Genomic DNA, 13,265 nt, shown 5'->3' with positions numbered 1-13,265 from the left:
AGCAATCCAAAGAATCGGATCGCTGCAAAACGAACTTCAGTTACAGTCCACTAGTGAACGACAACAAATCCTCCGTTCCCAGCTTCCGCCGTTACTAGTCACTAGTCACAAGTCACTAGTCACTTTTTGCAGCACGCGGCTCTGAATGACACCCCGGGGCACAACCGGCCGTATTGTCTTGAGAGTCAGGCACGGCTGAGCACGACTCCGTCGCCCACGCTGCGCCGAATCGGGAGCGGCAACGCGCGAATCGAAGCGCAGACGTTCAGCGGCAGCATTCTCATCATCCGCGGGCAGAACCGCGAATAACGGGGGCAACTTTATGAAGAAGATGATCTTTGCGGCACTGGCTCTGGCTCTGCTCGCTCCGGCGGCGGCGCTGCAGTCGCAGGCAGGACTCGGCCGCGACCAGGAAGTCTGGACGTGGAGCGGGCCGCTCGTGGCGGGACAGTGGGCCAGAGCACATTCCATCAACGGCGCGGTGAAGTACGAGCTGAGTCCGGACGATCAGATTCACATCCGCGCGGAGAAGAAATGGGGCCGACGGGGAGACCCGGAGGACATCTCGTTCGCGCTCGTCCGGACGGCGACCGGTCTGACGGTGTGCGTGCTGCGGCACCAGATCGATACCTGTAAGGAAGACGGGATCGATTCGCGCAGGCAGCGCAACTACGACAATGATGCGCGCGCCGACCTCACGATCCAGGTGCCGCGCGGCGTTCACGTGAGCGCCAACACCGTGAACGGAGGGGTGCAGGTCGGCGGCGTGAGCGGTGAGATCAAGGCCAGCACGGTCAATGGCGGCGTGACCGTTGCCACTTCGGGCGGACCCGTGTCGGCCACGACGGTGAACGGCTCGGTGCGCGCCGAGATCGGTACCGCGACGCGCGAGGCGATGCGCTTCCGGACCGTGAACGGCTCGGTGGAGATATCGCTTCCCGGCCAGACTGCCGCGGATCTCGACATCTCGACCGTGAACGGCAGCATCAACACGGAGTTTCCGATAACGGTCACCGGCCGCTGGGGTCCCAAGAACGCGCGCGGGACGATCAACGGTGGTGGCGAGACGATCTCGATCAGCACCGTGAACGGCAGCGTGCGGCTCAGGCGGTCCTGAGAGGCCACGTCGCTTGTGGAAGGAGCCGGGGCCCTCAGGCGGGGGTCCCGGTTTTTTTTGCACCTCCGGCCCACCGCGGAAAGGGGCAAAGCGGAGCCCGGAAAATTCCTCTGGCGGCTCCGGTGTAAACGATTACATTCGCCCTCGTACCAGGTAGATCCGGGGGCTGTGAACCCTCTCCCGAGGAGAATGGTCACGATCAAGGACGTCGCCCGTGAAGCCGGAGTGTCGGTAGCCACCGTGTCCCGTGTGCTCAACGGGAGCGGCCCCGTGAGCGAGCAGACCGGCCAGCGGATTCGCGAAGTCGCGGGCCGCCTCCGGTACGTTCCGCACGGCGGCGCGCGCAGCCTCATCACCCGGAAGACCCAGACGCTCGGCGTCCTTCTCCCCGACCTCTACGGCGAGTTCTTCTCCGAAGTGATCCGCGGCATGGACGACACCGCCCAGCGCCACGGTTTTCACCTGCTCATCAGCCGGGCGCACGCCGACAGGCAGGGCATCGAGACGGCGATGCGCGCGATGCGCGGCCGGGTGGATGGCGTGGTAGCCATGTCGCCGGACCTCGGCGCGGATGCGCCGCTTGACGTGCCCGCGCTGTTGCCGATCGTCCTCCTCTGCTCGGCGCCGCGCGGCGACGGGGCGGATCTGCTCACGATCGACAATCAGGGCGGATCGAAGGCGATCGTCGGCCACCTGGTCGGGCTCGGCCACACACGCATCGCCATCATCAAGGGCGCGGCGCGGAACTACGACGCCGCCGAGCGGATGCGGGGATACCGGCTCGCGCTGCGGGCGGCCGGGATCACGCCCGACCCTTCGCTCGCGGCGGAGGGAGGGTTCACCGAGGCGGGCGGGTACGCGGCCGCGCTCGAGCTGCTGAAGGTGGAGCCGCGGCCCACGGCGATCTTCGCCGCCAACGATTCGATGGCGATCGGCGCGCTGAGCGCGCTGCGCGAGTCGGGCGTGCGGGTGCCGGAGGATGTCGCCGTCGCGGGGTTCGACGACATACCGCTCGCGCGGTACATGGACCCGCCGCTGTCCACGGTGCGGGTTCCCACCTACGAGCTCGGTGCGCGGGCGGTGGAGCTGCTGCTGCACGGCGTGGAGCACAAGAACGATCACGCGCGGCGGCGCGAGCGCGTGTCCACGGAGATCGTGATCCGCCGTTCCAGCGGCGCCGCACTGACGGAGCGCCCGCCGCCGCCGGCACTACCCGCCTGAGATGGCACGACCAGCAGTCCCGCAAGGCTCGTCCCGGTTCATCACACGATCGACTACAACCCAGGAGTTGAGAATGACTACGATCCGGTTCAGCGTTTCACGGTTCCTCCTCGTCACGCTACTGGCGGTCGCGGGAATGCTGTCGGCATTCGCGCACGCCGCGCAGGCGCAGACGACGACGGGAACGATCCGTGGCGTCATCACGGCCGAAGACGGCACGACACCGGTCGCGGACGCGCAGATCATCGCCAGAAACCCGGCGACGGGAGTGCAGCGCGGCACAGTGAGCCGCGCGGACGGCTCCTACACGCTCGTCGGCCTCCCGCCGGCGACGTACGAATTGACGGTGCGCCGCATCGGCAGCGAGCCGAAGACGCGGACCGTGGTGGTCCAGATCGGCGCCACGACCATCCGCGATTTCGCGCTCAATCCGGCCATTACGCAGCTGGCAACGGTCTCCGTGACCGCGGCGCCCATCATCGAGACGCGGACGTCCGAGGTCGCCACGAACGTGACCGAGGCGCAGATCGAGAAGCTCCCGACGGCGAGCCGCAACTTCCTCGACCTCGCCGTGCTGTCTCCGGGGATCACCGTCACGGAGGACCGCGTCAACGGCCAGTTCCGGACGTTCTCCGCGGGCGGGCAGACGGCGAGCTCCGTGAACCTGTTCGTCGACGGCTCGAGCTTGAAGAACGATCTCACGGCCGGCGGCGTCGCGGGGCAGGATGCCAGCCGCGGCAACCCGTTCCCGCGGAACGCGATCCAGGAATACCGCGTCATCTCGCAGAACTTCAAGGCGGAATATCAGAAGTCGTCCAGCGCCATCATCACGGCGACGACGAAGTCTGGCACCAACGAGTGGAGCGGCAACGCGATGTACGCCCGGCAGACAAAAGGCATGATCGCGCGCGACACCTTCCAGCGAGCGGATCCGAACTTCATCAGACCGGACTATTCGCGCACGCTGGCCGCGCTCAGCGCCGGCGGACCGATCATCCGCGACCGGCTGCACTTCTTCGGATCGTACGAGGGCAACTATCAGGACCGCGCGAACCGCGTCAGCTTCGCTGCCCGGCCGACCGGGTTCGCGGCGCTCGATACCGTCAACCTGGCGCAGTACGAGGGCCAGTTCATCTCACCGTTTCGCGAGACGCTGCTCTTCGGGAAGCTGAACTACGTGGTCAACGACAATTCCACCGCGGAAGTGAGCTTCAGCAATCGGAACGAGTCGGACATTCGGGATTTCGGAGGGGCGACCGCGTTCCAGGGAGCCGTCGACTTCGGCCAGAACGTCGGCATCGGCCAGGTGAAGTACAATTTTTACAGGGGCCCTCTGCTCAACGAGGCCAAGGTCGACTATTCGAGCTTCCGCCGGCATCCGGAGCCGAATTCGCCCGGATTGCCCCAGCGCGCCTTCTTCTATCCCGGAGGAGAAGCCAGGATCGGCAGCAACCTGAGCACGCAGGACTTTCTCCAGCGCAGGATCGGTTTGCGTGACGACCTCACGTACTCGGGCTTCCGCATGTTCGGCGAGCACATCGTGAAGGGCGGCGCGAGCATCGACTTCGTGACGTACGACATTTACAAGGACAACAGGGGCACGCCCGAGTTCAGGTACCGGGACGTCGACGGCGGCCAGACGTACAACTACGCCACGCCGTTCGAGGTGGAGTACGGCACCGGCCAATCGGACCTGAAGACGGACAACAAGCAGGTCGGCCTCTACGTGCAGGATGACTGGAGCCCGATCCCGCGACTCACGCTCAATCTCGGTGTCCGCTGGGATTACGAGTCGCGCATGCTCGACCACGACTACGTGACGCCGCAGATGGTCGCAGACACGCTGACCCGGTACAACGACCAGCTCATCACTCCGCTGGATCTGGACCGGTACATCAGCACCGGCGACAACAGCAAGCCGTTCATGGGAGCGATCCAGCCGCGGCTCGGATTCTCCTACGCGATCGATCAGGCCGGCAGAACCACGGTCTTCGGCGGATGGGGTTTGTACTACGACCGGATTCCCTTCGACCTGTACGCGGTCGAGCCGCAAATGAAGATCAACCACCCGTTCTACACGGTTCGGTTCGCGCCGCGGGGCGTTGCGCCGGGGCCGGGACAGGTGGCGTGGGACGATGCATACCTCACCGCGGACCGGGACGTGCTCGACGCGCTCGTCGCGACGTCCGGCAGACCGGAAGCCTGGTTGATCGACAACGAGGCGAAGGTGCCGAAGTCCAAGCAGTGGAACGTCGGGGTGCGCCAGCTGTTCGGCGACTTCGCCGCGTCGCTGACGTACGCGAACGTGATCGGCGAAGATCAGATGGTGCTGAACTGGGCGAACTTCGGCGTCAACGCCGATGGCCGGTGCTGCAGCAGCTTCGACCTCGCCCCGCACGGCTTCAGCAACTTCATTTACTCCAGCAACGAGAAGAAGACGTGGTACGAGGCTATCCAGGTTCAGCTGGATCGCCCGTATCGGCGCGCCTCCCTCAGCTCATTCGGATGGGGAGCGGGTCTGGCGTACGCGTACTCCACGCGCGAGCTGGAAGGTGTGGACGGATTGAACGACGACTTCGCTTTTCCGGCTGCCCGCTTCATTCCGCGGCACCCGTCGAACGACGAGAAGCATAGGATCGTGGCCAACTGGATCACCGACATGCCGTATCTGTTCGGCATTCAGTTCTCCGGGCTCGCCACGCTGGGCGGGAAGTACAAGCAGGACGTCGGCTGCCCGGGCCGCTTCTGCGGTGAAGGCACTACCGGAAACGCGTACGAGCGCGGCGGGTTCACCGTTCCCGGAACGTTCCCCTATCGGAACGTCGACATGCGGTTCCGCAAGGACTTCCCGACGTTCGGCCGCACGCCGGTCAATTTCGGGATCACCGTCGATCTGTTCAACGCGTTCAACCGCGACAACTTCGGCTGTTACCGGACCGGGGATCGCGCTGCCGGGGAGTTCGGCACGCCGGGTTGCGTGGTGACGGACGCGCGGAGGTATCAATTGGGCGCAGAGCTGGACTTCTAGTCCAGCCCGAACGTGTGCCCTTGCACAGGGCATAGGTCGAAACCGGCGCTGGTCGCGCAGTTCGCGGCCAGCGCCGTGTCGTTCCGCCGGTGGTGCCGCGATACCGCGTGGTTGCGGAGCGTTACGTCACCGGCCAACGTGTTCTTGTTCCTGCATCCTCCAGCAATGAGAATCCAATGCGCCACGCCCGACTGAACACAGCGGTTTTGCTCACGCTCCTGTTCGGGCTCGCTTGCGCGGCGCCGAGGCCGCCGGGCGACCGCCTGCCGGCGACGCCGACCGTGCCGGCGGCAATCACCCCCAGGCAGACGGCGTTTCTCGACACGCTGCAGCGGCGCACGTTCGACTGGTTCTGGGAGCGCACCGATGCCCGCACGGGGCTCACGCCGGACCGCTGGCCGACCAAGAGCTTCTCGAGCGTAGCCGCGATCGGATTCGCGCTGACAGCTTACCCGGTCGGTGTCGAGCGGGGATACGTGACCCGCGCGCAGGCGGCCGAGCGAACGCTCACCACGCTGCGCTACCTGTATCGCGCGCCGCAGGGGCCCGACAGCGCCGGTGTGACCGGCTACCGCGGATTCTACTATCACTTTCTCGACATGGAGACGGGCCACCGCTTCCGGGACGTCGAGCTGTCCACCATCGACACTGCGCTGCTGCTCGCGGGCGCGCTCTTCTGCCAGTCGTATTTCGATCGCCCGGATGCCGCCGAGGTGGCGATCCGCGCGTACGCCGATTCGATGTACCGGCGCGTGGACTGGTCGTGGGCGATCACCAAGCCGCCCGTCGTGAGCATGGGGTGGCGGCCGGAGCGCGGGTTCATCAACTACCACTGGGAGGGGTACAACGAGGCGATGATCGTGTACGTGCTGGCGTTCGCGTCGCCCACGCACCCGATCGATCCCGCGGCGTGGAGCGCGTGGACGGCCAACTACAAGTGGGCTTCGTTCCATGGTTACGAGCACGTGAACTTTCCGCCGCTGTTCGGGCACCAGTACTCGCACATGTGGATCGACTTCCGCGGCGTCCAGGACGAGTACATGCGCGGAAAAGGGATCGACTACTTCGAGAACTCCCGCCGCGCGACGCTGGCGCAGCGCGCGTACGCGATCGCGAATCCCAACGACTGGGAAGATTACGGCCCGACGATCTGGGGGCTGACCGCGGTGGACGGGCCGATCGACACTGCCATTACTCTCGACGGCCGGCAGCGGTCGTTCTTCACCTATCGCGCGCGCGGAGCCGCGGCGAATGAGATCATGGACGACGGAACCATCGGACCGACCGCGGCGGGCGGCTCGGTGCCGTTCGCGCCGGAGATCGCCATCCCCGCGCTGGTCGCGATGCGCGAGAGGTACGGCGAGCACCTGTTCACGAGCTACGGGTTTCTCGATTCGTTCAATCCGACGCTGGACGTGAATCTGCCGCTGCGGCATGGACGAGTAGTGCCCGGCGTCGGCTGGTTCGACGGCGATTACCTCGGCATCGACCAGGGTCCCATCATCATCATGATCGAGAACTACCGGTCGGACCTGATCTGGCGGACGATGCGAAGGAATCCGTACATCATCGCGGGGCTGAAGAAGGCAGGATTCACCGGCGGCTGGCTCGATGCGGCTGCGCGAGCGCCGGCGACATCCGGCGGCCGATTGACCATGAAGCCGGCGCGAAAATGGATTCACGCGCGCTGATCGCGCGGGCGATCGCCGGCGCGGCGCTCGCGCTCGGCGCCTGCGCGGAGTCGCCGGCGAGCGACGCGGTGACGCTGCGGCTGTGGGCGATGGGGCGGGAGGGCGAGGTAGTCTCGGAGTTGATGCCGGCGTTCGAGCGCGAGCACCCGGGAATCAGGGTGGAAGTGCAGCAGATCCCGTGGACCGCGGCGCACGAGAAACTGCTCACCGCGTTCGTCGGCGAAGCCACCCCCGACATCGCGATGCTCGGCAATACCTGGCTGCCGGAGTTCGTCGCGCTCGGCGCGCTCGCGCCGCTGGACGAGCTGATCGCCGCGTCGGACGGAATCGACCCGCGCGATTTCTTCGACGGGATCTGGCGGACCAACGTCGTGGACGGCAAGACGTACGGCATCCCGTGGTACGTGGACACGCGGCTCGTGTACTACCGGTCCGACATCCTCGCGCGGGCGGGCTACAGCGACCTGCCGCAAACGTGGGCGGGATGGATGGCCGCCATGCGGAAGATCAAGTCGCAGATGGGCCCGTCGCAGTATCCGATGCTGATGCCCACCAACGAGTGGCCCCAGCTCGTCGGGTTCGCGCTCGAGACCGGCTCGCCAATCCTGTCGCAGGGCGGCCGCTTCGGCGCGTTCCAGGAGCCGCGGTTCCGGGAAGCGTTCGAGTTCTACCTGAGCTTCTTCCGCGAAGGTCTCGCGCCGCCCGTGAGCAGCTCGCAGATCTCGAACCTCTTCCAGGAGTTCGAGCGCGGCAACATCGCGATGTACATCTCCGGGCCGTGGTACATCGGCGAGTTCCGCAACCGCCTCGCCGACAGCGTGCAGGACAAGTGGACGACCGCGCCGATGCCGGGCAAGGACGGTCCGGGCGCGTCCATGGCCGCGGGCGCGAGCCTCGCCATCTTCGAGGGGTCGCGGCACAAGCGGGAAGCGTGGCTGCTGATCGAGTATCTCTCGCGCCCCGCCACGCAGCTCGAGTTCTACAAGCTCACGGGCGATCTGCCGCCACGGAAGGCGTCATGGCAGGACACGCTGCTCACCAACAACGTGCGCGCGCGCGCGTTCCGCGATCAGCTCGACCGCGTGGTGCCGCTGCCGCAGGTGCCGGAGTGGGAGGAGATCGCCACGGCGATCTACGAGCGGGGCGAGCGGGCGGTGCGCGGCGCGGCGACGGTGGATCAGACGCTGGCCGCGCTGGACCGCGACGTCAACGCGATGCTGGAGAAGCGGCGCTATCTCCTGGCGCGGAGCGGCAAGCCCGAATGACCGCGCCCGCGATTCCGGCGAGAATGCCGGCCGCGCAGCTGCCGCCGGGAACCGGCAGGGCGGCGTGGCTGTTTCTCGCGCCGGCGCTGAGCCTCATCTTCATCTTCTTCTTCCTGCCGGTGCTCGCGTCGCTGCTGCTCAGCCTCACGGACTTCGACATCTACGCGATCGCCGACCCGTCTGCGACCAGGTTCGTGGGCCTCAGGAACTACGGCCGGCTCCTGCAGACGCCGGAGTTCTGGCAGGCGCTGCGCAACACCCTGTATTTCGCGCTCGCAGGCGGGCCGCTGACGATCGCGCTCTCGCTCGCTGCCGCCCTGCTGCTCAACGCGAAGCTCACGCGGTTCAAGACGGTTTTCCGCACGATCTACTTCATTCCGTTCGTCACCACGCTCGTCGCGGTGTCGATCGTGTGGCGCTACCTGTACCACACGCGCTACGGGCTGCTCAACTACGGGCTCGGCTACCTTGGCGTCGAGCCGATCGACTGGCTGGGCGATCCGCGTTGGGCGATGCCGGCGATCATCCTGCTGGCGGTGTGGAAGAACTTCGGCTACAACATGCTGATCTTCATCGCCGGGCTGCAGTCGATCCCGTCCGAGCTGTACGACGCCGCGGAGATCGACGGCGCCGGTCCGGTGCGGCGCTTCTTCAACGTGACGCTGCCGCTGCTCGGACCCACGCTGCTGTTCGTGGGCGTGGTGACGATGATCGGCTACTTCCAGCTGTTCGCCGAGCCGTACGTCATGACCATGGGCGGACCGCTGCGCGCGACGACCAGCGTGGTGCTGCTGATGTACGAGGAAGGTTTCCGCTGGTGGCGGATGGGCTACGCGGCGGCCATCGCGTTCGTGCTCTTCCTGGTGATTCTGATCGCCACGCTGATCCAGTTCCGGCTGCAGAGGGAGCGCGCGTGACGGGGCCGCGGCGGGAGCTGGTCGTCTCGATCGTTCTGCACACCGTGCTGGTGCTCGGCGCGATCGTCGCGCTCATGCCGATGGCGTGGATGCTGTCGGCGTCGCTCATGCCGACGGGCGAAGCGACCGCGTACCCGCCGCGGTTTCTTCCGAGCCGCGTGACGCTCGAGCACTACGAGCAGCTGTTCACGCGGCTGGATCTGGGGCGGTATCTGTTCAACAGCGCGTTCCTGGCTTTCACCGTCACGGCGACGTCGCTCGTGATCAATTCCATGGCCGGCTACGCGTTCGCCAAGCTGCGCTTCCGCGGGCGCGACCGCACGTTCCGCCTGCTGTCGCTGGGGCTCGTGCTGCCGGTGCAGGTGGCGATGCTGCCGCTGTTCCTGCTGATGAAGCAGCTGGGTCTGGTGAACACGTACTGGGGCGTGATCATCCCGGGAATGGCGAGCATCTTCGGGATCTTTCTGATCCGGCAGTACGCGCTGTCCATCCCGGACGACATGCTCGACGCCGCGCGCATCGACGGCGCGTCCGAGCTGACGATCTACTGGAAGGTAGTGGTGCCGGGGATCCTGCCGATTCTGGCGACGCTCGCGATCTGGACTTTTCTCGCGACGTGGAACGACTTCATGTGGCCGCTGATCGTGCTGAGCGACGCGTCGCACTACACGTTGCCGGTGGCGCTGGCGAACCTCTCGGGCGAGCACGTGCAGGACACCGAGCTGATGATGGCCGGCTCGGTGCTCACGGTGCTGCCGGTGCTGGCCGTGTTCCTCTTCCTGCAGCGGTACTACATCCAGGGGATCATGGCCGGGAGCGTGAAGGGATGAGCGCGCGCTTCGTCGCGGCTGCGCTTGCGTGCGTGTGTGCGGCCGCCGGCGGCGCGCAGCAGCCGGCGCCGGTCGTCATCGACGCGTTCGAGTCGGTGAGCCAGTGGACCGCGATTCCCGCCGACGGCGTCGAGATCACCATCCATCCGGACAGGGGCGTGCGCGGCCGCTCGATGCGGCTCGACTTCGACTTTCACGGGCATGGCGGGTACGCGGTGGTCCGCCGGGCCGTGAATCTGCCGCTGCCGGCCAACTACGAGTTCTCCTTCGCGATCCGCGGCTCTGCGCCGGTGAACACGCTCGAGTTCAAGCTCGCCGACTCGACGGGGGAGAACGTCTGGTGGTCGAACACGCCGGGCTTCGTGTTCCCGCGCGAATGGCGCACGATAATTCGCAAGAAGCGGCACATCTCGTTCGCCTGGGGGCCGACGTCGGATCGCGAGCTGCGCCGGGTGTTCGCGATCGAGTTCGCGATCACGGCCGGCTCGGGCGGGAAGGGCAGCGTGTGGATCGACGACCTCGTGCTGGCGCCGCTGGAGCCCGAAGCTCCGTACACGCTCGTTCCCGGGGTGACCGCGACCGCTTCAGCGCCCGGATTCGATATCGGTCGGGCGACGGACGGCGATCCCGAGACGTCGTGGCGCTACAGTGGGGCCGCTCCGGCAATGATAGAAATCGACTTTCACAAGCGCCGGGAGTTTGGCGGCATGGTGGTCGATTGGTCGCCCGGCCGCCGCGCGAGATCATACGACGTTCTCGGATCCGTGGACGGAGTTGCCTGGCAGAAGCTGTATTCGGTGAACAGAACGTCGCCGGTGCCCGCCTCCACGCTCGACCCGCGCGATTACGTCCACGTGCCGGAGAGCGACGCGCGCCATCTCCGCATCGTGCTCAACGAGCCGGAGGGCGCGAGCGGCTACGGAATCCGCGAGCTGAGCGTGAAGCCGCTCGAATGGGCTCCGACGAAGAACGATCTCATGCGCGTCATCGCGGAAGACGCGCGGCGCGGAAGCTATCCCCGGTATCTCTCGGGCGAGCAGTCGTATTGGACCGTGATAGGCGTGGACGGCGCCGAGGAAGAAGCGCTCATCAACGAAGAAGGGATGATCGAGGTGGGCCGTGGACGCTTCTCGATCGAGCCCTTTCTCTACGCCGATGACAAACTCTTCACCTGGCATGACGCAGAGATCACCGTGCTCCCCGACTCCGGGGCGCTGCCGTTTCCGCAGGTGAGATGGATAGTAAAAACGCGGCGGGGCGACCTGGAGCTATTGATATCGGCGGTCCCCACCGGACCGCCCGATTCGTCGGCGCTGCACGTTCGCTACCGCGTAACCGATCTCACCGACTACGGCCAGATGGTAATGCTGTTTCTCGCGGTTCGGCCGCTCCAGGTGAATCCGCCGTGGCAGTTTCTGAGTCAGGTTGGTGGGATCGCGAGAGTCGACTCCGTGCAGATTCGCGGACGCGACATAAGCGTCAACGGCAGGAACGCGGTGCACTCGGTGACTTTCCCGAATAATTTTGGGGCGGTGTCGTTCGACGAAGGGCGCATCATCAGCTGGCTGCATGCGGGAGAGATTCCGTCGGCGAAGGAGGTCGTGGATCCGTTCGGTCTCGCCTCCGCCGCCATGCGATACGACATCGTGTACGGCGTCGCAATGGAGCCGGGCACCGTCGCCGACTCGGTCGAGATCGCGATACCTCTCACCGGGACGCACGGTTACCCGAGCGAGATATCGTTCGCGGCCCGCGAGCGGGCCGCGCGCGAGGTGTGGCGCGAGAAGCTGGACCGGGTCCAAATAGATCTGCCGGCGAGCGGCCAACCCCACGTGCGGACGCTGCGCGCCAACCTCGCGTACATCCTCATCAACCGAGACGGCCCCGCGATCCAGCCTGGTTCCCGCTCGTACTCCCGCTCCTGGATCCGCGACGGCTCGCTGACTTCCACCGCGCTGCTTCGCATGGGACACGCGCCCGTCGTGAAGGAGTTCGTGGAGTGGTACGCCACGCAGCAGTACCCCAACGGCAAGATCCCGTGCTGCGTGGACGAGCAGGGCGCTACGCCCGTCCCCGAGAACGACAGTCACGGCCAGTTCATCTACCTGGTCGCCGAGTACTACCGGCATACGGGTGACACCACGCTCCTCGGCAGGATGTGGCCGCACGTGGCGAAAGCGGTGTCGTACATGGATTCGCTGCGGCAGTCGCGAATGACGGAGCGATACCGGTCCGGCGACAACCGCGCCTTCTGCGGGCTGATGCCCGAGTCCATCAGCCACGAAGGCTACAGCGCGAAACCCATGCACAGCTATTGGGACGACTTCTTCGCGCTGCGCGGATTCAAGGACGCTGCCTTCATGGCGCGCGAGCTGGGCAGAGAGGAAAGCGCGGCGTTCGAGCGCCTGCGCGACCGCTTCCGCGAGGATTTTTACGCGTCGATCCGGTTCGTGACGAGCAAGCACGGTATCGACTTCATCCCGGGCTCCGCGGAGCTGGCCGATTTCGACGCCACGTCAACCACTGTAGGTGTCTCACCGGGCGGCGAGGCGCACAGGCTTCCCGCCGATCTCCTGGCGCGAACGTTCGACAGGTATTTCACCGAGGCCCGCGAGCGCGCGACCGGCGCGAAGCCGTGGGAAGCCTACACGCCGTACGAGCTGCGCACCGTCGGCACGTTCGTCCAGCTCGGCCAGAAGGAGCGGGCGCACGAGCTGCTCTCCTTCTTCTTCCGCCACCAGCGGCCGCCGGGCTGGTACATGTGGGCGGAAGTCGTGTTCAACGACAGGAACAAGCCGGCATTCATCGGCGACATGCCGCACACGTGGGTGGGGAGCGACTACATCCGGAGCTTCCTCGACATGTTCGCGTTCGAGCGGGAGAGCGACAGCTCGCTGGTCGTCGCCGCGGGCGTGAAGGAGGATTGGGTCAGGGAGCATCCCGGTGTACGCGTGGCCAGTCTCTCGACGCACTACGGACCTATCACCTATGACATGCGCGGCGACAGCGGCGCCGTGACGGTGAGTCTCCGCGCGGGATTGCGCATCCCCGCCGGCGGAATCGTGGTCCGGTCGCCGCTGGACCAGTCGTTCACGTCCGTCGCGGTCAACGGAGTGCTGAGGCCGGGTACCGGCTCCGAAGTGACCGTGCGCGCCCTGCCGGCGACGATCGTTTTCAGGTACGGGAGATGAGCGCC

General features: G+C 66.2%; 9 protein-coding genes. All 9 read left to right on the top strand.

From position 1 onward, the window contains the following. The first annotated feature begins 126 nt into the window (after positions 1 to 126). The 9 genes from WEA80_13360 to WEA80_13320 all read left to right on the top strand — a co-directional run bounded on the left by WEA80_13360 (position 127) and on the right by WEA80_13320 (position 13,260). The gene (locus WEA80_13360; protein MEX1187568.1) at positions 127 to 309 is read left to right on the top strand and encodes a hypothetical protein; all 183 of its coding nucleotides are present in this window, start codon (positions 127 to 129) and stop codon (positions 307 to 309) included. 13 nt (positions 310 to 322) lie between these two features. Next, positions 323 to 1,117 (top strand): DUF4097 family beta strand repeat-containing protein, encoded by a 795-nt coding sequence (locus WEA80_13355; GenBank protein ID MEX1187567.1) that lies wholly within the window; start codon positions 323 to 325, stop codon positions 1,115 to 1,117. Between the two features lie 189 nt (positions 1,118 to 1,306). Beyond that, positions 1,307 to 2,338, top strand: coding sequence for a LacI family DNA-binding transcriptional regulator (locus tag WEA80_13350; protein MEX1187566.1), 1,032 nt, complete (start codon positions 1,307 to 1,309; stop codon positions 2,336 to 2,338). 73 nt (positions 2,339 to 2,411) lie between these two features. Beyond that, the gene (locus WEA80_13345) at positions 2,412 to 5,366 is read left to right on the top strand and encodes a carboxypeptidase regulatory-like domain-containing protein (protein ID MEX1187565.1); all 2,955 of its coding nucleotides are present in this window, start codon (positions 2,412 to 2,414) and stop codon (positions 5,364 to 5,366) included. Positions 5,367 to 5,542: 176 nt separating this feature from the next. Further along, positions 5,543 to 7,057: a glucoamylase family protein gene (locus tag WEA80_13340; protein ID MEX1187564.1), complete on the top strand. Its 1,515-nt coding sequence runs from the start codon at positions 5,543 to 5,545 to the stop codon at positions 7,055 to 7,057. Beyond that, complete coding sequence (locus WEA80_13335; GenBank protein MEX1187563.1) at positions 7,039 to 8,322, top strand: sugar ABC transporter substrate-binding protein; 1,284 nt, start codon at positions 7,039 to 7,041, stop codon at positions 8,320 to 8,322. Before WEA80_13340 ends, WEA80_13335 begins: the two co-directional genes overlap by 19 nt. Next, on the top strand, positions 8,319 to 9,239 hold the full coding sequence (locus tag WEA80_13330) for a sugar ABC transporter permease (protein ID MEX1187562.1): 921 nt from the start codon (positions 8,319 to 8,321) through the stop codon (positions 9,237 to 9,239). The genes WEA80_13335 and WEA80_13330 overlap by 4 nt, the downstream gene beginning before the upstream one ends. Further along, on the top strand, positions 9,236 to 10,069 hold the full coding sequence (locus WEA80_13325) for a carbohydrate ABC transporter permease (GenBank protein ID MEX1187561.1): 834 nt from the start codon (positions 9,236 to 9,238) through the stop codon (positions 10,067 to 10,069). Before WEA80_13330 ends, WEA80_13325 begins: the two co-directional genes overlap by 4 nt. Next, the gene (locus WEA80_13320) at positions 10,066 to 13,260 is read left to right on the top strand and encodes a discoidin domain-containing protein (GenBank protein MEX1187560.1); all 3,195 of its coding nucleotides are present in this window, start codon (positions 10,066 to 10,068) and stop codon (positions 13,258 to 13,260) included. The genes WEA80_13325 and WEA80_13320 overlap by 4 nt, the downstream gene beginning before the upstream one ends. Positions 13,261 to 13,265: the final 5 nt, after the last annotated feature.

It is taken from the genome of Gemmatimonadaceae bacterium (assembly GCA_040882285.1).
Classification (GTDB): Bacteria; Gemmatimonadota; Gemmatimonadetes; order Gemmatimonadales; family Gemmatimonadaceae; genus JACDCY01.
Note: the sequence above shows the minus strand (reverse complement) of the source record. Positions and strands in the feature narration are given on the sequence as shown.

Bases quoted from the DNA above. Each gene is read 5' to 3' on its own strand.
- WEA80_13355 (MEX1187567.1), top strand. From the start codon at position 323: ATGAAGAAGATGATCTTTGCGGCACTGGCTCTGGCTCTGCTCGCTCCG.
- WEA80_13350 (MEX1187566.1), top strand. From the start codon at position 1,307: ATGGTCACGATCAAGGACGTCGCCCGTGAAGCCGGAGTGTCGGTAGCC.
- WEA80_13345 (MEX1187565.1), top strand. From the start codon at position 2,412: ATGACTACGATCCGGTTCAGCGTTTCACGGTTCCTCCTCGTCACGCTA.
- WEA80_13340 (MEX1187564.1), top strand. From the start codon at position 5,543: ATGCGCCACGCCCGACTGAACACAGCGGTTTTGCTCACGCTCCTGTTC.
- WEA80_13335 (MEX1187563.1), top strand. From the start codon at position 7,039: ATGGATTCACGCGCGCTGATCGCGCGGGCGATCGCCGGCGCGGCGCTC.
- WEA80_13330 (MEX1187562.1), top strand. From the start codon at position 8,319: ATGACCGCGCCCGCGATTCCGGCGAGAATGCCGGCCGCGCAGCTGCCG.
- WEA80_13320 (MEX1187560.1), top strand. From the start codon at position 10,066: ATGAGCGCGCGCTTCGTCGCGGCTGCGCTTGCGTGCGTGTGTGCGGCC.